The organism is Ruminococcus sp. AF17-1AC (genome assembly GCF_003461385.1).
GTDB classification, from domain to species: domain Bacteria; phylum Bacillota; class Clostridia; order Oscillospirales; family Ruminococcaceae; genus Hominimerdicola; species Hominimerdicola aceti.
This window is the reverse complement of the sequence record NZ_QTWZ01000001.1, coordinates 151121-175152: the sequence shown is the minus strand read 5'-3', so window position 1 is coordinate 175152 and position 24032 is coordinate 151121. Positions and strand designations below refer to the sequence as shown.

Here is a 24032-nt window from a genome sequence, read left to right as displayed (position 1 = left end):
TTTCTTTTGGTTACTATTTTAATGATTACTTTTTTATCTTTTTCTCCCCACTGAGATAATATTTTTCTTAGTAAGCACAAGTAGCACAATGCCAAGCAAAAGTATCAGCGGCCAAGTAAGATACGGCCTTTTATCATTATCAATATCGGTCACGACCTTATCAGGCTCACCGTTTTTACCAGTGTTGTAATACACGTTCACTTTTTCGTTCTGACTCACATAATATGTGCCTGTGAAGATCTCTCTTGTGTACTCCTTGCCGCCAACATCAAAAGCGACAGTTATGTAATATGTTTCAGCTTTGTTGCTTGCCTTTTTGTTATGTCCCCAAGTTTTCAACTCATGGTCTATCCACTTCACATAGCCTGTGGTTTTCTCAGCACTTGACATGAAAACCCTGTTTGAAACATACTTGCTGAGATTATAGATAGTAGAGAAACCACCCATAAGAATAAAAACGATACTCAGAGCGATAAGCCCTGCATTTTGCTTTTTCATTTGATATACCCCCTGAGCAGAAATGTTGTGTTAATATGAATTTATTATATCATATGAGAACATGGAAAGTCAATAAGCCTATCCCATCTTTCCATAAGTCTTATGGACATATTTATTAGTACGGTTTTGATCGTTGAGGTAAGCCGCTATTTTCTTTCTGCTGCAAGGACTTTTTTTATGAGATCATGTTGAAACTTTATTTTCTTCATTTTTTGAACAATCCTTGACTTTGTTACAAATCTGTGTTATACTAATCATAAACGAACGGTCGGTACGCATAAAAGGAGCGAAGCAACATGAAAACAACTGAGCAACAGCACAATGAGCGGAAACGTGAACTAATGGAAAAGTGCTTCGAGTGCTATGCGGAAAACGGGCTCACAGGCACAGGAATTAAAGCACTGGCCGATGCGTGCGGATGCACGAAAGCAAATTTGTATTCGTATTTTAAAAACCTTGATGAACTGATCATTGAGTCAACGGCATACTGTATGGAAAAGGTTGAGGACGACTTTATGGAGATGGCACCCACCGACCCCGAGGATGTTGTCCGTTTTGTGAAGGAGGTCCCGTATTGGACAGCAAAAAAGCACGGAAAAAAATATCGCCTGATGTATCAGATATATACGCACCCGAAGTATATCGAGCACGGCAAGAAATTCTTTGAGGGCGTGAACGAACGCTATACCGAGTATGCCAAGCGGCTGGAGCCGAAGATCGGCATTCCCTATACGGTCATCACGCCGCTGATCTTTATATTCGTCCGTGCCTGCGTTCATTATGCGATGTTTGAGGATGAATATTATCTGAAAACCCAGATGGAGGTCTTAAAACAGGGGGTCGCCCTGTTTGTGGATAAGTACAAAGCAAACCAAGCATAAGCCTATCGACCGCCGCTCATTTACGGCGTGGGCAGCGGTGCAAAACTCCGCCGTGATAAACAATTCCGAACGGAGGAAAAAAGATGAAAACAGAAAAAAAACTACTCACAGGTACACTTTTGGCGCTTTGCACCGCTCTTTTGGTGCTTTGCAGCGTGCTTGCAATAGGATGGAGCAAGGCGGCAAAAACAGGCGACGCACTGCCAGAGGTACGAAACAACGGCACGGCGATTCAGTGGAAATACAGCGACGAAGCCGACTGGCACGACCTTGTGGCGCTTACCGAGCTGCGGGGCGCTGCCGGAGAAAACGGAAAGAACGGCACAGACGGTAAAGACGGCTCTAATGGTGCCGACGGTAAGAACGGAATAAACGGTACAAACGGAAAAGACGGCATTAACGGTTCCGACGGCAAAGACGGCATCAAAGGAGTTGACGGTAAAGACGGCATTAACGGCGTTGACGGTAAAGACGGAGCCGACGGCAAAGACGGTATCAACGGCACTGACGGCATTAATGCCAAAAACATAGAGGTGCAGCGAGCTGAAACCCACATACAGTGGCGTTACGAGGGCGATGAGTGGCAGGACCTTGTGGCGATAGCCGACATCACAGGCCCCACCGGGCAGAAAGGCGCAGACGGAGCAAACGGAAAGACACCGGAGTTCCGTGTAAGTGAAAACACCCTGCAGTGGCGCTATGTCGGCGATAAAATATGGCTGAACCTGTACGATCTTTCGGTTTTGAAAGGTCTTGACGGCAAGGACGGCAAGGACGGCAAGGACGGAGCCGACGGCAAGGATGGAACAAACGGACAAAACGGCTCCGATGGCGCGGACGGCAACACCCCCTTCATTGGTGAAAACGGCAACTGGTGGATCGGAGAAACCGATACTGGTGTGAAAGCCGCAGGTGTTGACGGCGAAAAGGGAGACAAGGGTGAAAAAGGTGACAAGGGAGATGCAGGTCAGAACGGCAGCTGTTCGGGATATTTTTACGGAGAGGCAAACTCTCCGAGGACAGTACTGAATAACAGTCGTGTCAATATTTCTGTCTACGAAAAAATAAACAAGGGCGGCTTGATTTCATCCTACATGAATAATATTACACTTAAAAAAGGACATATTTACAATGTCTGCTTAAGCGGTTCTCTCGAAGTTGGTTCAAACGAATTCAACAACAGCGGCAATTACTCTATTCAGATGACAGACGGTTATGATGACGATCTGTGCAGGGAACTTACACGAATAAAAAGAGACGGGGCAAAAATACCGTATACCAATGATCAACATTCCTTTAATTTCAACAGAATGTATGATGCGTCAAATAAAGACATTACATTGCAGTTGTGGTTTGAAAATTCGGCATACAATACTTATCTCGGTGGCTTCAGAGGTACCATTACAATAACCGCTCTTGACTGAGCCGATATACACGAAAACAGAGGTAACGGAAAATAAAAAAACGAATACTCAGTATCATGCTCACCCTTTGTATGGTTCTTTGCCTTGTGTCGACAAGTGTATTTGCCGAGGATAATATGGCAGCGAGTGGGACGGCGGAAGTTTCCACAGCGGCGGAACTGGTTTCAGCAATCAGAGAAGCTTCATACGGAACAGTCAAACTGACGTCAGACATTACCATTTACACCACATTAGTGGTCAACCGCACCGTCACCCTTGATCTCAACGGTTATGTGCTGAAATACGGCAGCAGTGCAGGGCATGTAATCACTGTGTCCAATGGTATTTTGACAATTGAAAACAGCGACTATACAAAATCGCACAATTTCCAAAAGATGTATAATTTATGTGTAAATGATTTTTTTGAATTTTGCTCCGTTTAAAATCATACTAATTTTAGCTTTTAATTTTTTTCATTCCAAAAACCGCCCCATTTCGTTCTATAAATTACCTCTTATAATCAAATCATGCAAACATATAATATTATTGCAAACCCGAAAAACAAATGAAAAGGAGATACGAAAATGAAAGGTATCACAACTCAGGAAGGCAGAGAAACACTCAACAAGTTCAAGATGGAAGCAGCTAACGAAGTTGGCGTAAACCTCAAGCAGGGCTACAACGGCGATCTTACAGCTCGTGAGGTCGGCTCTGTAGGCGGTCAGATGGTCAAGAAGATGATCGACGCTTACAAGACAACAGGCAACAAGTAATTTCTCCCAAAAGTCCTAAAAACTCCGCCGCGGCATTCGCTGTGGCGGAGCTTTTTACTTGAAATCGTCAATATTATCGGATTTTTTTAAAAAACGCTTCTGAATAGCATAGATCTCCAAAAGTACAATATTCTCTCATTAGCCAAATATTTACCGTAAAATAGAGGCAAATATGACAAAAAGGCTTGCTTTTCACGAATAAATGTGATACAGTTATACACATACTGCCTCCGTTCAATGCAGATATAATAAACTATGACAGTTCCTATCAGTATTTTTTAACAAGACATAGCCTGAGCGATATAATGAAGCTTTTACCTGAGGACTATAGTCCTCCCCTTTATACATTGCTTCTTAAACTTTGGACTTGCATTTTCGGCAGTTCACTTCCAGCAATGAGAGCATTTTCCGTATTGCAATATGCTTATTTAATCAAAAAAACAGATCAAGCAACAGTGCTTGATCTGTTTTTTATATTCGATCTAATTACTTCCTCTTAGAAACCACCATAGCTGCACCTGCAAGTGCTGCCAGACCTATACTTATGCCCATTGCCGCATCTGTATTAGGGTTTGTGGTGCTGTTAGGATTTGTCGTTGTCTTTGATGATGAAGCCGCTGCGCTGCTGTCATTTGTTGCTTCAGAAGAAGCCTCGGAAGATGATTCCTCTGCTTTGCTCTCGCTGCTCTCCTCACTTGACGACTCCTCAACAACGTTATTGAACTCAACATCGTCGTCCTTTGTCATTTCGTCAACGCCGTCGTTAACCAACTCAACTCTCTCCCAGCCGTAAATGCCTTCAATAGCATATGTAAGCTCATAAGCTGCTGTCTTCTGTGAAAAAGCTGATGGGTGATAGTCAACTGCATAACCATTGTTTTCGCTGTCCTGAACGCTGAACTGGAAAACTGATACCTTGCTGTCGCCTGTTTCAGTCTTATAAGTGTCAACTGCATCTGTAATAGAAGGATAAAGCTCCTGTCCCATAATACCGAGTGTACAAAGTATCTCAGAATTTGGATTCTTAGCTCTTATCTCCTTGAGGAAATTTACATAGCCCTTTTCAAACTCAGCACACTTATCAGGGTCACCCTTTGTGTATGAGTTATCGTTTGTACCAAGATTTACAACGATAAGCTCAGGTTGATACTGTGAGAAATCCCAATCATAATTAGCTGTCTGTTCACCGTCGAACCAGCTCCATGTAAAGCAGAACTTATCATAGAAATTTGGCACAAGCAGTGCGTCATTTATCTTGCCGTTGCCTGAATAACCAGAGATCACACCTGCTCCGCTTACTGATACAAAGCTGTAGTCAGCGCCAAAATTCTGTGCTGCCTTGTAAGCATATGTCTTTGCGGCGTTCTCGTTGTAGATAGAAAATGACTTTCCAAGTGGATCGTCAACGCCGTATCCACAAGTGATAGAGTCACCAATAAACTCGATAGAATGCTTTGCTGCCTCTGTTGGCTGTGGCTTGCCGTCTACCTCAAAGCTGTCAATTGCGATAACGCTCTGTGCAGCTTCTGAAAGCTTTATGAGCTTAACTGTGCTTTCGCCCTCAGGAAGCTCTACCTCAACTGCGTTTGTCTTCTTATTTTTTATGTAGCCCTGCTTAACAAGCTTGCCGTTTACAAATACACCAATTCTTGCCTCACCTACGCTGCCGTTTACATTGAAAACAGCCTTTGTGCCTGTGCATTTGAACTCGATACCGCTTGCAGAATAGCCAAGTATCGTTGTGTCACCCTTTCTGTAAGTACGACCGATAAGCTTAACATTGTCGCTTGTTGCCTCATAAGAGGTGAGCTTGTCCGTTGCTTCCGTGTCTGCCATGACTGTCATTCCCATGCAGCCTGCTGCAATTGCCGCAGCACAGAAGCCTGCAAAAAACTTCTTCATACTATGATTTCCTCCGTTTTTTAATTTTTTTGTGTCTTTTGCCTTAATATTTCTCGATCCAATAATTTAATTATACTCTATCTGCAAGATATATACATTAATTAATTTATTATTAATATTTATCCGTCATTTTATTAACAGGGCTGTTAGATATTCTTTATCCTCTTATAAACCACAGCCGACAACGGTGAACAGACGAAACTGCCTGAAACGGGCTGTTTGTTCATCTTACCGTTTTCGTCAAGCCTGAGATAAAAGCTTCCCTCTGGCAGACCGAAGCCCCTGTTCTCGTAATAAGGATTAAGTGCGACAACATAGCATTGTCCGTCTTTTTCAAGCTTCCAGCTTACGCAGTTCCAATCGTCATTGTGCATAAAATGAAGATGTGCGTTCACGTCCTCTTTAGTGTTCATTCGGAAAAGCGGACTTCCCTTTCTCAGCCTTATAAGAGCCTTGTAATACTCAAAGACCTCTTTATATTCAAGCTTCCTGTTCCACTTTATGGAGTTAGTGTAGTCAGGCGCATTGTAGCTGTCATGGGAATAGATATTCACATCATTTGGCTCTTCGCCCTCTTTGAGTATCCTCGGCTTTGACCTAAGAAAATCCTGACCAAGCTGTATGAACGGCATGCCCTGTGAAAGTATCACTATCGCCGCCGCAAGCTTATCCATTTTTATCCTTACGTCCTCGCTGTCATTCTTTGCCGATATACAAAGCTTGTCCCACAAAGTATTGTTGTCATGAGCCTCACAGTAATTCACCGCCTGAGTAGGTTCAAAAGCCCAGCAAGCTTCTTTTGCGTCATTTATCTGATAGTGTGGCACAGAGCCGGCTATACCACGCCTTAGGGTAGAAGCCGCATTTCTGTTTCCGCTGACAAAGCCCTTGTCATATGGATTGAAAGTACCGCCCTTAATGGAATCTCTGATGTTATCGTTGAAAAGTCCAACTCTTCCAAACTGATATGAATTCCATTTATATGCAAGCCTGTCAGCAGGGAGCGGTGACTCTCCTCCCGTCCAGCCCTCGCCATACATTAGTATCTGAGGATCTATCTTGTTAAGCTCGTCCCTTATGATGTTCACAGTTTCAATATCGTGAAGTGCCATAAGGTCAAAGCGGAAGCCGTCTATCTTATATTCCGTTGCCCAAAATCTGAGAGAATCTATCATGAATTTTCTCATCATCATATGGTTTGAAGCCGTTTCGTTTCCACAGCCCGAACCGTTTGAAAATGAGCCGTCATTTCTTATTCTATGATAATAATATGGGAAAGAACGCTCAAAAGCTGACTCCTCAGTATAGTAAGTGTGATTGTATACCACGTCCATTACAACGCCAATGCCGTTCTCATGAAGTGCCATAACAAGCTGTTTGAACTCTCTTATCCTGCACTTAGGGTCATAAGGGTCTGTAGAATATGACCCCTCAAGGCAGTTGAAGTTCTTAGGGTCATAACCCCAGTTATATTGATTGAGCCAGGGCTTGCTCTCGTCCACAGTGGCATAATCTTCCACAGGAAGCAGGTGAACATGGGTTATGCCAAGCTCTTTGAGATGCTCGATACAAGTATTCACACCCTGATATTTCGTACCCTTATCGGCAAAAGCCACATACTTACCTCTATGCTCAGGAGCAACGCCTGATGAACTGTCCGCAGAAAAATCCCTGACGTGGCACTCATACACCACTGCGTCGCAGGCATTTCTGCACTTAGGCTTCTTGACCTTGTCCCAGCCCTCAGGGTCGGTGGTCTTGAAATTCACCACCGCACCAACGTTTCCGTTGACTCCGCAGGCTTTTGCATAGATATCTATAGTTTCATGCCTTGTTTTGTGGTCAAACTCAAATGTATAGGTATAAAAAACACCGTCAAGGTCACGGAGTATCTCCACATACCAAACACCGTGGTCAAGCCTTTCCATAGGCAGGCTTTCAAGACGGCTTTTGCCCTCGCCGTCAAGATACAGATTAAGATAAACTCCCGTTGCAAGCGGTGACCATGTTTTGAACACAGTTTTGCCCTCTTTCATGACCGCACCCAGATCGTTTCCTATATATTGATTATCTCTGTCGAACTGTTCATAATTCAATCTGTACATCAACCATGCCCCTTGCCTATGTTTTTTACTTCTTAGATATTTTTACTTCAGACTTTCGCCAAGCACCGAGCCTTGAAGAAGCTTAGTTTCAAAGCCCTCCCTCGTATTTTTAAGCAGGTCATCGCAAAGCTTTACCTTGTCCTTTTCAAGAAGAAGCAGGATAGTTGAGCCGCCAAACTCGAAAAAGCCTTTTTCTTCGCCCTTTGTGACCTTTACGCCCCCCTCAGTGTGCAGATTTGATATCTTGCCCACCATAAGAGCACCAACTTCCATTTGAATGATATCTCCGAACTTCTCCGTTCTTATCATGCAATATTCTCTGGAATTTTCCTTGAAAACAGGCAGATAATTGTTCACCACAGGGTTCACCGTATGCAGTATGCCGTTTATCTTTCTGTTATGGCTTTTTACGCCGTCTGCACAATAGCAATAGCGGTGATAATCGTCCACCGAAAGTCTGATGATAACTGCATAGCCACCCTCATAACGCTTTGCAAGCTTGCTGTCCCTGAGAAGCGAGGCGGTATTATACACTGCATTCTTTATAATAAAGGTATCAGACTGTGTTATCTTATAAGCAGTCACCTTACCGTCACAAGGTGAAACAAGCAGATCTCTGTCCTTAGTGATAAAACGTCTGCCAGGCTTTATTTTTCTTGTGAAAAAATCATTGAAAGAGCGATACATTCTTTCCTCATAGTCAAACATATCTATGCCGTTTTTTTCTGCAAAGCCGAAAATAAAAGGCACTGAGAACTTGCTGTCAAGTATCACTCTTGCACACTTTGAAAATATCGGACAGCCGAGAAATTTCATAAGCGCCCTGCCCATTGCCGAGCTGTAGGCAGCCGCAAGAAAGCTATCCTGAGATGTGGTCTGTTCGTATTCTCTGCCCTGTCTGTCACGATATTTCATTTGTTTCTCTCCTTTTATTTACATTATCGTAGGGGACGACACCCCCGACGTCCTGTTTTTCACACACCTGTCCGGCAAAAACATTTCCCATTCAGGTAACTTTTATCTTAGATTATATGCTGCATTTTAAGATAGCCGAGAAGGATTATCGCACCTATAGTAAAGAGTATCAGCACGCCTTTCATGGAAAGCTTCTTGACATTTATTTTCAATACGAAGAGTATTGAAATAAGTATCATAAAGCTATGGAAAACAAACGGAAAAATATTTCTCGGTATATTGTGCTGACCCATGAACAGCAGAGGAAGTATCATAGCAACTGTTGTAACAGGCAGACCCTTATATTCTTTTCTGTTCTCTGTTGTGTTTCTCTGACGCTCTTCCTCCATAACGTTGAAGTAGCCAAGTCTGATAACAGCGCCAAGAACTATCATAATGCTTGCGATAAGACGAAGCGGATAGACCGAGTTGTAGTGATAGCCTATGACAGCAGGGAAAACACCGAAGCAAACAAGGTCGCACAGTGAGTCGATCTGTATGCCGAACACCTTTTCATGCTCTGTTCTGTTTTTCATGCTTCTTGCTATCTTGCCGTCAAAAAGGTCACAGATACCCGAAAGAAGCAGGCAGAGAAAGGCTATGGACATATGATTTTCAAAGACCTGTGTAATGCCGAACACTGACGAAACAAGTCCTATGTATGTGAGTATTACCGAATAATTATAAAAACCGATCATTTTTTCTTTTCCTCTCATTCTTTTTCGACTTCTTTTTTAACTTCCTGCGACCCCTCAAGACCATTCTTCTTATCATTCCTCATAACGATAAAATGAGCCACAAACGTTACCAATGCGCTCATTATCAGCAGTAAATAGAAGCTGAGTCCACGGCTCAGTAGCATTGCAGGCTTTACAAGCTCTGCGGTGAAAATGCTCATGAACATATATGTGAAGCAGCCCTCTGTTACGCCTGCCGCACCAGGCAATGGCAGCATTTCAACTGCAACGCCTATCATAGTCTGAAGTGCGATAATATTCCAAAAACCTGTTCCGCTAAGGCCGTAGGACTTATACACTATCCATGTGACAGCCAGCAGGAACAGTCGCTGCACCAGTGTGATAAGAAAAATATTTATCACAGTATGCACATTGCTCTTTATATATTCCGAACCGATCATGTAATTGTCGCAGATACGCTTTATTTTGTTTATGTATTTTTCGTTGTTCTTTTCTTTGAGTATCCTTATGCGTGTCAGAAGATTTATAAGCTTTATGCCCATTTTTCTCGCCCACAAAGGCTTATAGAAAATAAACACAAGCCCTGCGATATAGGCGATATTCAATATAAAGCCGATAAGCAGAAGCCACCAAAGCCGTCCCACATGAAGCTTTATAAAGCCAAAGTTGAAAAGCAGGAACGCCACTGCAAGAAGCACCTGCACAGCCTTGAAAGCTATGGTGATGATAAGCATTATCAAGGTGGAAAAGCCTATCTTTATGCCGTCTTTCTTCATGTAATACATCTGCGCAGGCTGTCCGCCAGAAGCAGACGGCGTTATACAGCTAAAGAAAAAGCCTATAAACGAGTATTTCAAACAACGCCTGAAAGGAGTTTTTACTTCAAAAAGCCTCAGCATATACTTTATTATGACCGACTCCCCTGCCACATAGCAGAACACGCACACAGCACCCACTGCAAGCCAGCTTTTCTTTGCAAGGTGAAGATCCGCCACTATGTCGGAAAATTCTTCTCCTCTGAAAAGCAGTCTTACTGTCAGCCAGCCTATGACCACAATAAAGAATATATTAAGAACATATTTCAGGTTCTTTTTTATTTTCATCATCTCCGAATTTTCAGCCTGTCCATTAAAAGGTCAGACCGTTTTTGTCCCACACATATTTTTTACAGCACGAATGCCATAAAGCACAGATTTACTATTATCTGCAAAATTGTAAATCTTATTACTACCTGAGTATCAGACCAGCCCTTGTTCTTTCTTGCATGGTCGTGAAGAGGAGTTCTTATGCCCTCCATAAAATTCTTTATTTTCAGGAAACGTCTGAAAGAAAGCTTCAGAAGTCCGAGTCCGCCGTCAAGTATGATAACTATAGCCATAGGGATAAATGCGAACGGTGCGGCAGTTTTTAAGAACATCACCGCAAGGAAAACGCCCAGCGCTCTCGAGCCTGCGTCACCCATGAGCATCTGGCTAGGTGAGCAGTTGAACCACAGATAAGCCGCAAGCGTCACGAACATTATCATAGGAAGGAGCATATCAGCCGCACCACTCTTTGTCACCATAAATGCAAGTGGCAGAAGGACTGTCATGACCAATGAACCGCACAGCCCGTCAACGCCGTCTGTACAGTTTGTAACGTTTATAGCCGTCCAAACGAGGACGCCTGCAAGGATGATGAACAGCGGTGCAGGGATAGTGAAAGTGGAATCTGTGATATAAAGCTTCACCTGCGAGCCGTTATAAAAATAGTATGTAAACGCAATGCCAAGAGATATAACAAGGTCGATAAGACCCTTTTTCAGGTTGCCCCAAGGAGTTTCAGCAGCATCGTCAAAATATCCGCTGAGCATGGCGGCATACACAAGCACGAGATAGATTATATTCTCAATATCGAGAGGATAAAAAAGTGCTGTGCAAAGGGTAAAGGAAGTCACGAAGATAATTCCTGCGCCACGGGGCTTGCCCTCAGAAAGTGCGCCGTTCACAGCAAACGCTCTGCCCTGATCTTTAGGCAAAATGCGTTTGAAGAATTTCAGGCTGAAAAAAGCAATAAGAAAACTGCACAGCATTGGCACAAGCAGCACCAATGTAGTATTATTCGTCTTAGCCAAAAGGTTATAAAACATTGTCATCGTCCTTTTCTGTTTCAATTCATACATATACTATTATATTATACAACATAGCTGTGCAAAATGCAAATATTATTATCCGTCATTTTGCACAATTTTTTCTTAATGGTTTCTTAATGTGGAGTAGGCTAGGGATTTTTTAGGGTGAGGGTTGAACACTTTGACCTTTTGTGCTATAATTATCTTATTAAGGAGGCATTTTTATGGCAATAAAAGACAAAGTGCTGGAACTTCTCGACGATAACAAGGGCAAATATCTTTCAGGCGAACAGCTTGCTGACACGCTGGGCTGCACCCGTGGGGCTGTTTGGAAAGCTGTGAAAGCTTTGCAGGAAAACGGCTACCCTATCTCTGCGGTGACGAACAAGGGCTATTCCCTTGATGAAAACACCGATATACTTTCCCTTGCAGGCATAAAAAAATATCTTGACCCTGACCGTCAGGGGCTTGAAATAGAGGTATACAAGGAAGTAAGCTCCACTAATCTGGTACTCAAAGACTATGCAAATCAGGGTGTGCCCGAGGGCAGGATAGTCATTGCAGGTATGCAGACGCAGGGGCGTGGAAGGCTTGGACGTTCTTTCTTCTCGCCATCTGATTCGGGACTTTACATGAGCATTCTTCTCCGCCCTGACATGGCTGCGGCTGACGCTGTTAAGATAACCACCGCCGCTGCGGTGTCTGTTGCCCTTGCAGTGGAAAAGGTCAGCGATCAGAAGCCAGACATAAAGTGGGTGAACGACATATACATAAACGGCAGGAAGATATGCGGAATACTCACGGAGGCTTCTTTCAGCATGGAAAGCGGCGGACTTGACTACGCTGTGCTTGGTATCGGTGTGAACACCTACGAGCCGGAAGGCGGTTTTCCTGAGGCAATAAGAGATATCGCAGGACCGATATTCCACGAAAGAAAAAGCGATATGCGAAACAGGATAGCCGCAGAGATAATAAACAATTTCATGCGTCTTTATGACAGCTTTGAAGAAAACAGCTTTTACCCGGAATACAGAAAACGCTTGCTGTGGGTAGGCGAGAAGATAAACGTCATAAGAGGAAGCGAAAAAACTCCTGCCACAATGCTTGGGGCTGATGAGGACTGCCGCCTGCACGTCAGATATGAAGACGGCAGAGAAGAATATATTTCCTCAGGAGAGATAAGTATTCGCAAGGCTTAACATAATATACGAAATGTTAGGTATATCTAATGAAACAAACGTCTATGATTTTTTATAATTAATTCAGTTTATCAAATAGTATCAGCAGGTCGAGTCATTGAGAAATGGCTCGATTTTTTATGCATTATAACTATATAAACGTTTTCGTTTATGTGTATTTCTACAAGTTAGTCAATGCTTATTCTAATTATATATAGCCCATGTAAATAAAAACATTATTCATTTTGTGTCATATAGTATATAATTATAGTTGACAGTATGTCTTGATTATTGACTTTGTAATCAAATTTAACTTTAATTATATGGAGGAAATTTTATGACAAAAGAATTTGATTATTCACCGATCGACAAAATTCTTGAAAATCATGAAAAAACAGCGGTCATAGCCATATTGCAGGATATTCAGGAGATATATCACTATCTTCCAAAGGAAATATTCCCATATCTTGCAAAAAAGCTTGGCACAGGCGAAGCAAGAATATACAGCGTTGCGACCTTTTATGAGAATTTTTCTCTCGAGCCAAAGGGCAAATACGTTATCAAATGTTGTGACGGCACTGCCTGTCATGTAAGAAAATCTATACCTATTCTCGAATATCTCAGAGGAGAGCTTGGTCTTAGCGAGAAGAAAACCACCACTGACGATCTGATGTTCACAGTGGAAACTGTTTCATGTCTTGGTGCTTGTGGACTTGCCCCTGTTCTCACTGTGAATGATGTTGTTCACCCTGAGATGAATCCTGACAAGGCTGCGGCTCTGCTTAAGGAACTGAGAGAAAAGGAGGCTGAATAATATGCTGCTGAAAACGAAATACGATCTTGACAACGCTCGTGAACAGTATGGTAAGCTTGTTGACAAGCAGGCTAGAAAAGTGCTTGTTTGCGCAGGTACAGGCTGTGTTGCAGGCGGTTCGCTGAACATATACCAGAAGCTTATAGAAACTATCTCCGCAAAGGGATTGGAATGCGTGGTGGCACTTACTGACGAGCCACATGATGATGATATCCACGATGGCGCTATCGGCGTAAAAAGAAGCGGCTGTCACGGCTTCTGCGAAATGGGTCCACTTGTTAGAATAGAGCCGGAGGGTTGGCTTTACACCAAGGTGAAGCTTGACGATGTTGACGAGATAGTTGACAAGACTATCTGCAATGGCGAGTGCGTTGAAAGACTATGCTACAAGAAAAACGGCGAAATATATCGCCAGCAGTCAGAAATACCATTCTATAAGATGCAGCAGCGTATCGTCCTTGAACACTGTGGTCACATTGACGCTACTTCCATAAAGGAATATCTTGCTATAGGCGGCTACAGAGCCTTTGAAAAGGCACTTCTCAATATGTCACCTGAGGATATCCTCAACGAAATGACAGAATCTAATCTTCGTGGACGTGGAGGCGGAGGATTCCCTCTTGGCAGAAAGTGGACAAGCGTTGCAAAGCAGAAAAGCCCTACAAAATACATAGTCTGCAATGGTGACGAGGGCGACCCTGGCGCATTTATGGATCGTTCTATCATGGAGGGCGACCCGCACAGACTTCTTGAAGGCATGATGATAGCCGGTATCGCAACAGGCGCAAAAGAGGGATATATCTACGTTCGTGCAGAATATCCGCTGGCAGTATCACGTCTTAAAGGTGCTATCGCACAGGCTGAGCAGTTTGGTCTGCTTGGTGACAATATACTCGGCACAGATTACTCATTCAGGATACATATAAACCGTGGTGCAGGCGCATTTGTTTGCGGTGAAGGCTCTGCCCTGACGGCTTCTATCGAGGGCAAGCGTGGTATGCCTAGAGTTAAGCCGCCAAGAACTGTTGAACATGGTCTTTTCAACGAGCCTACAGTTCTCAACAACGTTGAAACTCTTGCTAACGTGCCTGTTATCATCAACAACGGTGCAAAATGGTTCAGGAGCATAGGCCCTGAGAACTCCCCTGGAACAAAGGCTTTCGCTCTTACTGGCAACATCTCGAACACCGGTCTTATAGAAGTGCCAATGGGAACTTCTCTCAGAAAGGTAATATTCGATATCGGCGGCGGCATGAGAGGTGACGGAAAGTTCAAGGCTGTTCAGATAGGCGGTCCGTCGGGCGGCTGTCTTGTTACGCCTAACCTCGATATCCAGCTTGACTTTGACTCGCTGAAAAAAGTCGGTGCTATGATCGGCTCAGGCGGACTTGTTGTTATGGACGATAAGTCCTGTATGGTAGAAGTTGCAAGATTTTTCATGAATTTCACCCAGAACGAGTCCTGCGGAAAGTGCGTTCCGTGCCGTGAGGGTACAAAGAGAATGCTTGAGATACTTGAGCGTATCGTAAATGGTAACGGTCAGGAGGGGGATATCGAACTGCTTCTTGAGCTTGCCGACACTATCTCCTCAACTGCTCTCTGCGGTCTTGGAAAGACGGCTGCATTCCCTGTTGTATCTACAATAAAGAACTTCCGTGAGGAATATGAAGCTCACATAAGAGATAAGAAGTGTCCTGCGGGCAACTGCAAGAAGCTTGTGACATATCAGATCGACCCTGAGATATGCAAGGGCTGTTCAAAGTGTTCAAGAGTCTGTCCTGTGGGTGCGATCAGCGGCGAGATCAAAAAGCCGTTCAAGATCGACACCTCTAAGTGCATAAAGTGCGGAGCTTGTATTTCCAACTGCCATTTCAAAGCTGTCAAGGAGGTTTAATTTTAGCTATGAATAAAGAGTTTATGATAATCGACAATATCCCCGTTGCTATAAACGGTGAAAAAAATCTGCTTGAGCTTATCAGAAAGGCAGGCATCGAGCTTCCTACATTCTGTTACTATTCTGAGCTTTCAGTATATGGTGCCTGCAGAATGTGCATGGTAGAAAACAAGTGGGGTGGCATGGAAGCCGCTTGCTCAACTCCTCCGAGAAACGGTATGGAGATATACACAAACACACCAAGGCTGAGAAAATACCGCAAGATGATATTGGAGCTTCTTCTTTCAAATCACTGCGGCGAATGTACGACCTGCGATAAAAACGGCAAGTGCAAATTGCAGGAGCTTGCCGCAAGATTTGATATCCACAGGATACGTTTTGACAATCCAAAGTCCAAGCCTTGTATCGATGATTCTTCTGTATCTATCACCAGGGACGCCAACAAGTGTATCCTCTGCGGTGACTGCGTAAGAGTATGCAACGAGGTACAGAATGTTGGTGCAATAGATTTTGCATTCAGAGGTTCAAAAATGAAGGTCGCCTGCTCATTTGACAAGCCTATAGGCGATTCAAACTGCGTTGGCTGCGGTCAGTGTGCGGCAGTCTGTCCAACAGGCGCTATAATCATAAAGAACGACAGCCACAGGCTTTGGAAAGAGCTTAATCAGGAGGACACCATTGCAGTGGCTCAGGTAGCTCCGGCTGTAAGAGTTGCAGTGGCAAAAGAGTTCGGCTACAACGGTGAGAACGTTATGGGCAAGATAGTTGCAGCACTTAGAAGAATAGGCTTCAACTACATTTTTGACACATCTACAGCCGCAGACCTCACTGTTATGGAGGAGTCAAAGGAGTTTGCAGACAGGCTTGCAAACGGCGGAAAGCTCCCACTGTTCACATCATGCTGTCCTGCATGGATAAAGTATGCTGAGAACGAGTATCCTGAGATACTGCCTAACATTTCCACTTGCCGCTCACCAATGCAGATGTTCGCTTCCGTAATAAACGAGAAGTTCAAGGGCGAGGGCAAGAAGATACTTTCTGTTGCTGTTATGCCTTGCACTGCCAAAAAGGGCGAAGCCGCAAGAGATGAGTTCAAGGACGAGAACGGCAAACCGTTGGTTGATTTTGTCATCACAACTCAGGAGCTTATCATGATGATAAAAGAAGCCGGTATCGTGTTCAACGAAATAGAGCCGGAAGCTGTTGATATGCCGTTCGGCACTATGACAGGCGCAGGTGTTATCTTTGGTGTAACAGGCGGTGTAACAGAAGCAGTTATCAGACGTGTTTCCACAGACAAGTCACTCGCTTCCCTGAGAAATCTTGCATTCGAGGGCGTAAGAGGCTTCGAGGGCATAAAGGAGCTTGAAGTACCTCTTGGCGACAAGGCTATCAAGGTCTGCGTTGTAAACGGACTTCGCAATGTTGAAGTCATAATGAACAGAATGAAAGCTGGCGAGCATTTCGACCTTATCGAAGTTATGGCTTGTCCAAACGGCTGTATAGGCGGCGCTGGTCAGCCAAAGGCTACTATCGACGAGAAGAAAGAGCGCAGTGTTAATCTTTACAATGCTGACAAGCTTTGCACTTTGAAGCGTTCAGAAGAAAATCCGCTTATGGATAAGCTTTACGAGGGTATCCTCAAGGGCAGAGAGCATGAACTGCTTCATGTAAGCTATGTAAAATAACAAAATAGCATAAATAGCGAAAGGCTGCACGAAATTGTGCAGCCTTTTTTGTGTGTCGAAAAACTATAATAAAGGGGCGACCTGAGGTCGCCCCTACATATGAACAGCGTATTTACATAAATTGTAGGGGACGGCGCCCTCGACGTCCCACTTATTTAGGACGTTGTCAATAAGCTCAAGTTTGCACGAAATTGTGCAGCCTTTTTTGTACGGATTATTTTATTATGATATGTCCTCCACCTTGACAGCTCTCTTTTCATTTCTGTAGTTGACTACCTCTCCAAAAGTGCAGTATATAACAGAGAACACAGGAACAGCAATGAACATTCCGAATATGCCAAAGAGGTTTCCGCCTATGGTGATAGCGAAAAGTGTCCATAGTGACGGCAGACCAACCGAGTTTCCTACCACCTTTGGATAGATAAGATTGCCCTCAATAGCCTGAATAATGAACATGAACAACAAAAACAGCACAGCCTGCTTGAAATCCGTCACGCATATAAGCAGGAAGCCCACCACATAGCCAAGAAAAGCTCCCACAATAGGGATAAGTGCAGTGCAGGCAACGAGTATGGCTATAAGCACTGCATTCGGGAAGCGGAAGATAGCCATACCAATACCGCAAAGAGAGCCGAGGATAATTGCTTCAGTGGTCTGACCCACAAGAAAGTTCGCAAAAGTGTCGATAGAGCGACGGCATATACGGCTTATGCGGTCGGTGATACGATTGCTGAGAAAAGCACAGCTTATGCGCTTGCACAGGTCTTTGAGCCGCTCTTTTGCGGCAAGCATATAGACTGCAAAGCAGATTCCCAAGAAGAAGTTCACAAGACCTGAGAAAAGATCTGTCACAAAGCTTACTGTTGAACTGAGTGTGTTCAAGATCACAACGCCGTCTTTCAGCCAGCTTGTAACCTTATCGATAATATCAGCAGTGCTTATATTCATTCTGTCAAGCCAACCTGCTATCTCAGGGGAATTGTTGAGCTTGTTGGAAATATTTGAAATAAGTACAGGGATATCGTCTGAAAGCTGAGAGAAAGTCTTTATGAGTGCAGGGATAATAAGCCAGCACACAAGTGCCACAACGCCTAGGCAAAGCAGAAAGGTCAGCACTATCGAACATGGCCTTTTCAGCGTTTCCACAGTTTTGGCATATTTCTCTTTTTTAGGCTTCTTAAAGAGCCTCTTTTCAATGCCTGACATTGGCACATTCAGGATAAATGCGATTATACAGCCAAATATAACAGGCTTCAAGACCCCAATCATTACGCCCAGAAGTCTAAAAAACTTATCATAGTTGGTCAATCCCCAAAAAAGCACTACGCCAAGAACCACAAGGGCTGCATTTTCTTTGAATTTTTTTGTGAATTTCATTAGTTTCTCCTTACAAAAACGAGCTGTACAGCCTTTGCCGTACAGCTCTCAAATCGCTTAGAAATTAGTGTTAAGGCTGAGATACTGTCCGCTCTGATAGAGATAGATCAGATATACCACAGACGCATAGATAGTCACAACAGCGACTATCAGTGATGTAATTGCAGCGAGAATGTTCAGTATCGGGATAAATGCCACAACAAGGCACACTGCCATGACAATAAGGCAGGTCTTGTTTACATTCCACACATGGTCGCCCTTGTTTGCAAGGCCGTAGTTCTTCACGTCCCTGAGCAGGTCGCCTGTTGATTTGCAGATATAATAAAGCACCGCTATGTTCATTACATTGCCAGCAAAACTCAGAACACTTGATATCGCATTATTGTCAATAAATGTGTCAACTATTGAAAAGATAAGATCAGCCACTGTGAAAACAAGAGCTGTCTGATAACCATTATGGTCTTTTGAAGCTTCAAGTATTCCCCATACGTTGAAAATAGTTGCGGCTACGGTACAAGTCATCAAAAGAAGTGCGCCTATCCCCGGTATAAAAGCAAGCGGAACTCCTATAACACCTATGATCTTTGCCAGAAACACCTTTTTGATACCGCTTGCGGCATTTGGATATTTTACCATTTTATTACCCCCTATATTTCGATTTCTTAATCAAGTTCGATATTCATTATCGGCTGTGAAACGTCTGCGCCGGCAGGTACCATTGGAAGAACGTTTATATCCTTGTTGATGATAACGTCCACAAGGCAAGGCTTACCGCATTTGAGTGCCTTTTCAAGCATTGGCTTTATCTCGGATTTCTTTGTTATCCTTATGCCCTCAACGCCAAATGCATCGGCAAGCTTCATAAGGTCTGTTCCTCTTTCAATGTTAGTCTGAGAAAATCTCTTGCCGTAGAAAAGTCTTTGCCACTGTCTTACCATTCCGAGAACGTCATTCTCGAAAACGAGCTCAACAAGCGGTATCTTATGCTTTGCAAGTGAAGAAAGCTCGTTGCAGTTCATGAAGAAGCTTCCGTCGCCTGCGATGTTTACTACAGTTCTGTCAGGGTTGCCCACCTTTGCGCCCATTCCTGCGCCAAAGCCGTAGCCCATTGTACCAAGTCCGCCGCTTGAAGCAAAGCTTCTTGGACACTTGAAGTTATAATACTGTGCAGCCCACATCTGATGCTGACCGACTTCTGTGGAGATGATAGCCTTGCCATCTGTAAGTCTGTCAAGCTCCTCGATAACGTCCTGCGGAAGCACCTCGTCCTCGCTCTCGATAGGCACCATTCTCAGTGCATACTGCTTTTTCCAATCCATAACAGTATTCATCCAAGCCTCGTGCTTCATATCAGGAAGCAGCTCGCAAAGCTTTGCAAGGATATACTTAACGTCTCCAGTAACATGGCTGTAAACATCGATATTCTTGCCTATCTCGGCAGGGTCTATATCAATATGTATGATCTTCTTATCCTTTGCAAATGTCTTAGCGTTGCAAAGAACTCTGTCGGAAAATCTCGAGCCAAGAACTATCATAAGGTCACATTCGCTGAGCGTCATAGCGGCTGTCTTTGTGCCGTGCATACCAAGCATACCAATATAGCAGTCCTTAGTATTGTCAAGTGCGCACTGACCCATAAGTGACAATGAAACAGGTGCGTCCACTTTTCTTACGAACTCAGCCATTTCTTCTGTTGCATCAGCAGAAACAACTCCGCCGCCTGCGTAGATAAAAGGCTTCTCAGCATTCTTTATAAGCTCTGCCGCAGCAGCTATCTCCTCGTTTATGCCCTCAGGATTGTGATTTACTACCTTCTTAGGCTCTTTCTTCTCATAGACCATAAGTGCGCCTGTGATATCCTTTGGTATATCTATAAGAACAGGACCCTTTCTGCCCTCGTTTGCAATATAGAAAGCTTCTCTGATAATATCAGCAAGCTCCGCAGGGTCTTTCACAATGTAGTTATGCTTTGTGATAGGCATTGTTATCCCGCAGATATCTACCTCCTGAAAAGAGTCAAGACCAAGCAGATCTCTTGTTACGTTTCCTGTGATAGCCACCATAGGGATAGAATCCATATAAGCTGTGGCGATACCTGTTACAAGGTTCGTAGCACCTGGACCTGAAGTTGCGATAACAACGCCCGTTCTGCCTGTTGTTCTTGAATATCCGTCAGCCGCATGGCAGGCAGCCTGCTCATGGGCGGTGATAACATGGTGTATCTTATCAGAATATTTATACAGCGAGTCATATATGTTTAGAACTGCTCCGCCCGGATAACCGAACACTGTATCGACGCCCTGCTCCAGCAAACATTCAATTATAACGTCTGAGCCACGTAACTCTTTCAACATTTTTTATTTCCTCCAAATTACAAAATACATCTAAAATCATAAAAATATATCAATATATGATTATACTATATCTGCTTTAAAAAGTCAATACTTTCATTCATTTGGCTCATAAGCTCGTCCACCGTATCAGAGAAAAGCTTTGTCTGCTCGTCAGGCTTCTTTTCCTCTACAGCTTCCGCCTTTTCAGGCTTCTTACTTTCAAGCATATCCTGCACACTCACTGTCTTTTCCACAGCCTTTTTTGCTGTGAGCGTTTTAAGCTCATGATCGTCAAGATAAGGCTTTATGCCCACAACGGAAACATTGTCAGTTCCGCCGTTTGTGAGAGCAAGCTCCATTATAGCTCCAAGCTTTTCAGAAACAGAAAGGTCAAGACCAAGCCCCACCACCATTTCTTCCTCAGAAACGTAATCCGACACGCCGTCTGACACTATGATTATCATATCGTCAGGCTCTTTGCCAAAATCAGCCACCAACGGTGTTTGTGCCACATCAGGTTCATTAAGAGTGCTGCCGATAGAAGATATTATGGCATTCTGATACTGTGGCTCAAGCTCTGACACATCTTCTATCCTGCCATGCTCATACATATATCGTGCATAGGATTGGTCAACAGATATCTGTCTGATAGTGCCGTTCACATAGCGGTACATTCTGCTGTCGCCAACGTTTATGCACATTGCTCTGCTTTCCTCGTCCACTGCAAGGCAACACAGGGTGGTCTGCATATTTGCAGCGTTTTCAGCCCTTACGCCCTGCTTTTTTATTTTGTTGTGAACATCAATAAGCGTTCTTTTCATATCCACCCCTGAATTATATTCAAGAATGGAAAGATGCCTTAAACAAAGCTCCGAGGCGACCTCTCCTGCATTTTCTCCGCCAACGCCGTCGCAAACGGCTGCAATAAAAGGAGCAGCGACAGTTGATTCATAGCTGCCGCTGTTGATGACCTCGTGGTCTATTAAAATGCAGTCCTCATTCTGTTCACGGTAATTTCCCTTGTCTGTTATTCCGAAAATATAATAATACATTTATTATCACCGTCTGAAAACTGGTATCGTGCTGTTATATCATATCTGCAACAAGACTGCCCATTTCCTTACAGCCAACGAGCTTCATGTCCTCTGACATGATATCCCCTGTTCTGTAGCCTGTCTCAAGCACCTTCTTGACAGCATTGTCGATAGCGTCTGCTTCCTTATCCATATCGAAAGAAAATCTCAGAAGCATTGAAGCTGAAAGGATAGTAGCGATAGGGTTAGCCTTATCCTGTCCTGCGATATCAGGTGCAGAGCCGTGGCTAGGCTCATACATACCGAACTTTGTGTCATTCAGTGAAGCGGAAGCCAGCATACCGAGTGAGCCTGATATCATTGCGGCTTCGTCCGAAAGGATATCACCGAACATATTCTCTGTAAGGATAACGTCAAACTGCTTAGGATCTCTTACAAGCTGCATTGCGCAGTTGTCAACGAGCATATGCTCAAGCTCGACTTCTGGATAATCCTTAGCTACCTCGTTTACTACCTTTCTCCAAAGTCTTGAAGAATCAAGAACGTTAGCCTTATCAACGCTTGTAACCTTCTTTCTTCTCTTCATGGCGATGTCAAAGCCACGGATAGCAATTCTTCTTATCTCGTTTTCGTTATATGTAAGAGTATCAACGGCAGTTTCAACGCCGTCAACGTTCTCTGTCTTTCTCGCACCAAAATACAGACCGCCTGTAAGCTCTCTCATTATCATCATGTCAAAGCCGTCGCCGATTATATCGTCCTTAAGGGGGCAAGCTTCTCTAAGCTCAGGATAAAGATTTGCAGGACGCAGGTTAGCGAACAGACCAAGCTCTTTTCTTATTTTCAGGAGTCCGGCTTCAGGTCTGAGGTTCGGAGCAAGCTTATACCATGGTGAAGTGGAAGTATTTCCGCCGATAGAGCCAAGCAGAACTGCGTCTGAGTTCTTTGCTACCTCGACAGCCTCGTCTGTAAGCGGAACGCCATATTTATCTATAGAACAGCCGCCCATAAGGATATCAGTATAAACAAACTTATGACCGAACTTTTCAGCAACCTTGTCGAGGACCTTCTGTGCTTCTGTTACTATTTCAGGGCCTATCCCGTCGCCCTTTATAACTGTTATTTTCTTTTCCATGTTATTTTTCCTCCTCAGAATTTAAAGTCGAAACGCTTATCTCGCAGGAATAGCTCTGCTTTTCGGCTGTCATGAACAAAATGCCTGTATAGACCGAACACTCGCCGTCAATAAGCTTCTTTTTGCAATAATCGTCAGCAGCCATGCCTTTGAGCTGATACTGCATATAAGTGTCCGCCGTATCAGTGCCGTCAAAGTTCACCTGACTATAGTCTATCTCCTCGCCGTCCATATAATATGACCAGTAGTAAGACAAACCGTCAGAGCCTTTGATCTTTATGCTGTTGGGTGAAACAGTGCTGTCTATGCTTGCTTCGTCTATATTCGCCCAAAGTCCGTTGAAAGTGGAAAATCCAGCACCATTTATCTCAGGCTTATTGCAGGCAAAGGTCTTTGTTGTAACGCCTTTTTTATCGGTCTTTTCGTCCTTTTCCACAAGCACTATACTGCTGTTTGAAGCAGTTCCCCTTGCAAAACTTCCGCCAAGCTTTCTGTTTATCTCTGCAGAGCTTAGGGTCAGGTCTATCTTGCTGCCGTCCACCATTACCATAAAAGGCAGAAAATCCTTGCTGCTGTATTCAAATTTACCGCTGCTCTCCTCTTTTTTAGAACAGCCTGCGCTGCACACCAGCATTACCCCTGCTGCAAGTGCTGCAAATAGCTTTTTAGCTTTCAAAGCTTCACCCCTTCATAGAAACAGTTCAAGGGCGACCCCTTTTGAGAGATCCCCCTTAAAGCTTCAAAATATCTTATTTAAGTGAGTTAAGAAGACCATTGCTGTTGATGATATTGATAAGAAACTCAGGGAATGACTGACCCTGATAAGTCTCATTCTTGGTCTTGTTTGTGATAACACCGCTGTCGAAATCTATCTCCACCTCATCACCGTTATCTATCTTCTCAGCAGCTTCCTCGCACTCGATGATAGGAAGTCCGATATTTATAGCGTTTCTGTAGAATATTCTTGCGAATGTCTTTGCTATAACGCAGGATATTCCGCTCGCCTTGATAGCAGCAGGCGCATGCTCTCTTGATGAACCGCAGCCGAAATTGCTCTTTGCTACCATTATATCGCCTTTCTGAACGTTCTTTGCAAAGTCAACGTCAATATCCTCCATGCAATGCTGTGCAAGCTCCTGCATATCAGGTGTGTTGAGGTATCTTGCAGGGATAATAACGTCTGTGTCTACGTTATCCCCGTATTTATGTACTTTTCCGCAAGCTTTCATTATGAAAACCCCTTTCGTCAAACTTT

Annotated in this window: 22 protein-coding genes; 8 read left to right on the top strand and 14 right to left on the bottom strand. The window is 43.8% G+C overall.

The genetic code is table 11. The annotated features are described in order from the left end of the window. Positions 1–33 precede the first annotated feature (33 nt). On the bottom strand, positions 34–498 hold the full coding sequence (locus DWW81_RS00735) for a DUF3592 domain-containing protein (RefSeq protein WP_117878308.1): 465 nt from the start codon (positions 496–498) through the stop codon (positions 34–36). A gap of 296 nt (positions 499–794) precedes the next feature. Here DWW81_RS00735 and DWW81_RS00730 point away from each other — a divergent pair, with 296 nt between their 5' ends. The 4 genes from DWW81_RS00730 to DWW81_RS00715 all read left to right on the top strand — a co-directional run bounded on the left by DWW81_RS00730 (position 795) and on the right by DWW81_RS00715 (position 3555). Beyond that, positions 795–1379 carry a TetR/AcrR family transcriptional regulator gene (locus DWW81_RS00730; RefSeq protein WP_046440066.1) on the top strand — a complete coding sequence of 195 codons (585 nt, stop codon included), beginning with the start codon at positions 795–797 and terminating at the stop codon, positions 1377–1379. 83 nt (positions 1380–1462) lie between these two features. Continuing rightward, positions 1463–2803 (top strand): collagen-like protein, encoded by a 1341-nt coding sequence (locus tag DWW81_RS00725; RefSeq protein ID WP_117896279.1) that lies wholly within the window; start codon positions 1463–1465, stop codon positions 2801–2803. 116 nt (positions 2804–2919) lie between these two features. Continuing rightward, a complete protein-coding gene (locus tag DWW81_RS00720) occupies positions 2920–3225 on the top strand; it encodes a pectate lyase-like adhesive domain-containing protein (protein ID WP_147338944.1) in 306 nt (101 codons plus the stop codon). 141 nt (positions 3226–3366) lie between these two features. Beyond that, entirely contained in the window at positions 3367–3555 is a 189-nt protein-coding gene (locus DWW81_RS00715) for an alpha/beta-type small acid-soluble spore protein (RefSeq protein WP_046440070.1), read from the top strand. Positions 3556–4041: 486 nt separating this feature from the next. Here DWW81_RS00715 and DWW81_RS00710 read toward each other — a convergent pair whose 3' ends face one another. The 6 genes from DWW81_RS00710 to DWW81_RS00685 form a co-directional block, all read right to left on the bottom strand. Then, the gene (locus DWW81_RS00710) at positions 4042–5457 is read right to left on the bottom strand and encodes an SGNH/GDSL hydrolase family protein (RefSeq protein WP_117896275.1); all 1416 of its coding nucleotides are present in this window, start codon (positions 5455–5457) and stop codon (positions 4042–4044) included. Positions 5458–5603: 146 nt separating this feature from the next. Beyond that, positions 5604–7562 carry a type I pullulanase gene (gene pulA / locus DWW81_RS00705; RefSeq protein ID WP_117896273.1) on the bottom strand — a complete coding sequence of 653 codons (1959 nt, stop codon included), beginning with the start codon at positions 7560–7562 and terminating at the stop codon, positions 5604–5606. Positions 7563–7604: 42 nt separating this feature from the next. Further along, positions 7605–8477 carry a phosphatidylserine decarboxylase gene (locus DWW81_RS00700; protein WP_117896271.1) on the bottom strand — a complete coding sequence of 291 codons (873 nt, stop codon included), beginning with the start codon at positions 8475–8477 and terminating at the stop codon, positions 7605–7607. A gap of 107 nt (positions 8478–8584) precedes the next feature. Continuing rightward, positions 8585–9214: a CDP-alcohol phosphatidyltransferase family protein gene (locus tag DWW81_RS00695; RefSeq protein WP_022288453.1), complete on the bottom strand. Its 630-nt coding sequence runs from the start codon at positions 9212–9214 to the stop codon at positions 8585–8587. Between the two features lie 14 nt (positions 9215–9228). Then, complete coding sequence (locus tag DWW81_RS00690) at positions 9229–10320, bottom strand: lysylphosphatidylglycerol synthase transmembrane domain-containing protein (RefSeq protein WP_022288454.1); 1092 nt, start codon at positions 10318–10320, stop codon at positions 9229–9231. Between the two features lie 59 nt (positions 10321–10379). Further along, positions 10380–11342: a phospho-N-acetylmuramoyl-pentapeptide-transferase gene (locus tag DWW81_RS00685; protein WP_022288455.1), complete on the bottom strand. Its 963-nt coding sequence runs from the start codon at positions 11340–11342 to the stop codon at positions 10380–10382. A 206-nt stretch (positions 11343–11548) separates the two neighbouring features. Between DWW81_RS00685 and DWW81_RS00680 the strand changes: the two genes are divergently transcribed. From DWW81_RS00680 to DWW81_RS00665, 4 genes are all read left to right on the top strand, one after another. Continuing rightward, a complete protein-coding gene (locus DWW81_RS00680) occupies positions 11549–12523 on the top strand; it encodes a biotin--[acetyl-CoA-carboxylase] ligase (RefSeq protein WP_022288456.1) in 975 nt (324 codons plus the stop codon). A gap of 316 nt (positions 12524–12839) precedes the next feature. Next, on the top strand, positions 12840–13316 hold the full coding sequence (locus tag DWW81_RS00675; RefSeq protein ID WP_022288457.1) for an NAD(P)H-dependent oxidoreductase subunit E: 477 nt from the start codon (positions 12840–12842) through the stop codon (positions 13314–13316). A 1-nt stretch (position 13317) separates the two neighbouring features. Then, positions 13318–15210 (top strand): NADH-quinone oxidoreductase subunit NuoF, encoded by a 1893-nt coding sequence (nuoF, locus tag DWW81_RS00670; RefSeq protein ID WP_181982626.1) that lies wholly within the window; start codon positions 13318–13320, stop codon positions 15208–15210. An 8-nt stretch (positions 15211–15218) separates the two neighbouring features. Next, on the top strand, positions 15219–16898 hold the full coding sequence (locus DWW81_RS00665; RefSeq protein ID WP_117896269.1) for a [FeFe] hydrogenase, group A: 1680 nt from the start codon (positions 15219–15221) through the stop codon (positions 16896–16898). A 222-nt stretch (positions 16899–17120) separates the two neighbouring features. Here the strand turns inward: DWW81_RS00665 and DWW81_RS00660 are convergent, their stop codons facing one another. From DWW81_RS00660 to leuD, 7 genes are all read right to left on the bottom strand, one after another. Further along, the gene (locus DWW81_RS00660; RefSeq protein WP_046440086.1) at positions 17121–18275 is read right to left on the bottom strand and encodes an AI-2E family transporter; all 1155 of its coding nucleotides are present in this window, start codon (positions 18273–18275) and stop codon (positions 17121–17123) included. Positions 18276–18332: 57 nt separating this feature from the next. Further along, on the bottom strand, positions 18333–18911 hold the full coding sequence (locus tag DWW81_RS00655) for a hypothetical protein (RefSeq protein WP_117896267.1): 579 nt from the start codon (positions 18909–18911) through the stop codon (positions 18333–18335). A 26-nt stretch (positions 18912–18937) separates the two neighbouring features. Continuing rightward, a complete protein-coding gene (gene ilvB, locus DWW81_RS00650; RefSeq protein WP_117891309.1) occupies positions 18938–20629 on the bottom strand; it encodes a biosynthetic-type acetolactate synthase large subunit in 1692 nt (563 codons plus the stop codon). 65 nt (positions 20630–20694) lie between these two features. Further along, positions 20695–21660, bottom strand: coding sequence for a PP2C family serine/threonine-protein phosphatase (locus DWW81_RS00645; protein WP_046440093.1), 966 nt, complete (start codon positions 21658–21660; stop codon positions 20695–20697). A 34-nt stretch (positions 21661–21694) separates the two neighbouring features. Next, positions 21695–22777 carry a 3-isopropylmalate dehydrogenase gene (gene leuB, locus DWW81_RS00640; RefSeq protein WP_117896265.1) on the bottom strand — a complete coding sequence of 361 codons (1083 nt, stop codon included), beginning with the start codon at positions 22775–22777 and terminating at the stop codon, positions 21695–21697. Position 22778: 1 nt separating this feature from the next. Beyond that, positions 22779–23453: a hypothetical protein gene (locus DWW81_RS00635; protein WP_117896263.1), complete on the bottom strand. Its 675-nt coding sequence runs from the start codon at positions 23451–23453 to the stop codon at positions 22779–22781. A 73-nt stretch (positions 23454–23526) separates the two neighbouring features. Next, positions 23527–24006: a 3-isopropylmalate dehydratase small subunit gene (gene leuD, locus DWW81_RS00630; protein WP_022288466.1), complete on the bottom strand. Its 480-nt coding sequence runs from the start codon at positions 24004–24006 to the stop codon at positions 23527–23529. Between the last annotated feature and the right edge of the window lie 26 nt (positions 24007–24032).

Bases quoted from the DNA above. Each gene is read 5' to 3' on its own strand.
- DWW81_RS00710 (WP_117896275.1), bottom strand. From the start codon at position 5,457: ATGAAGAAGTTTTTTGCAGGCTTCTGTGCTGCGGCAATTGCAGCAGGC.
- DWW81_RS00690 (WP_022288454.1), bottom strand. From the start codon at position 10,320: ATGATGAAAATAAAAAAGAACCTGAAATATGTTCTTAATATATTCTTT.
- DWW81_RS00680 (WP_022288456.1), top strand. From the start codon at position 11,549: ATGGCAATAAAAGACAAAGTGCTGGAACTTCTCGACGATAACAAGGGC.
- DWW81_RS00655 (WP_117896267.1), bottom strand. From the start codon at position 18,911: ATGGTAAAATATCCAAATGCCGCAAGCGGTATCAAAAAGGTGTTTCTG.
- nuoF (WP_181982626.1), top strand. From the start codon at position 13,318: ATGCTGCTGAAAACGAAATACGATCTTGACAACGCTCGTGAACAGTAT.
- leuD (WP_022288466.1), bottom strand. From the start codon at position 24,006: ATGAAAGCTTGCGGAAAAGTACATAAATACGGGGATAACGTAGACACA.
- DWW81_RS00695 (WP_022288453.1), bottom strand. From the start codon at position 9,214: ATGATCGGTTTTTATAATTATTCGGTAATACTCACATACATAGGACTT.
- DWW81_RS00645 (WP_046440093.1), bottom strand. From the start codon at position 21,660: ATGTATTATTATATTTTCGGAATAACAGACAAGGGAAATTACCGTGAA.
- pulA (WP_117896273.1), bottom strand. From the start codon at position 7,562: ATGTACAGATTGAATTATGAACAGTTCGACAGAGATAATCAATATATA.
- DWW81_RS00735 (WP_117878308.1), bottom strand. From the start codon at position 498: ATGAAAAAGCAAAATGCAGGGCTTATCGCTCTGAGTATCGTTTTTATT.
- DWW81_RS00675 (WP_022288457.1), top strand. From the start codon at position 12,840: ATGACAAAAGAATTTGATTATTCACCGATCGACAAAATTCTTGAAAAT.
- leuB (WP_117896265.1), bottom strand. From the start codon at position 22,777: ATGGAAAAGAAAATAACAGTTATAAAGGGCGACGGGATAGGCCCTGAA.
- DWW81_RS00715 (WP_046440070.1), top strand. From the start codon at position 3,367: ATGAAAGGTATCACAACTCAGGAAGGCAGAGAAACACTCAACAAGTTC.
- DWW81_RS00700 (WP_117896271.1), bottom strand. From the start codon at position 8,477: ATGAAATATCGTGACAGACAGGGCAGAGAATACGAACAGACCACATCT.
- DWW81_RS00660 (WP_046440086.1), bottom strand. From the start codon at position 18,275: ATGAAATTCACAAAAAAATTCAAAGAAAATGCAGCCCTTGTGGTTCTT.
- DWW81_RS00685 (WP_022288455.1), bottom strand. From the start codon at position 11,342: ATGTTTTATAACCTTTTGGCTAAGACGAATAATACTACATTGGTGCTG.
- DWW81_RS00730 (WP_046440066.1), top strand. From the start codon at position 795: ATGAAAACAACTGAGCAACAGCACAATGAGCGGAAACGTGAACTAATG.
- ilvB (WP_117891309.1), bottom strand. From the start codon at position 20,629: ATGTTGAAAGAGTTACGTGGCTCAGACGTTATAATTGAATGTTTGCTG.
- DWW81_RS00720 (WP_147338944.1), top strand. From the start codon at position 2,920: ATGGCAGCGAGTGGGACGGCGGAAGTTTCCACAGCGGCGGAACTGGTT.
- DWW81_RS00725 (WP_117896279.1), top strand. From the start codon at position 1,463: ATGAAAACAGAAAAAAAACTACTCACAGGTACACTTTTGGCGCTTTGC.
- DWW81_RS00665 (WP_117896269.1), top strand. From the start codon at position 15,219: ATGAATAAAGAGTTTATGATAATCGACAATATCCCCGTTGCTATAAAC.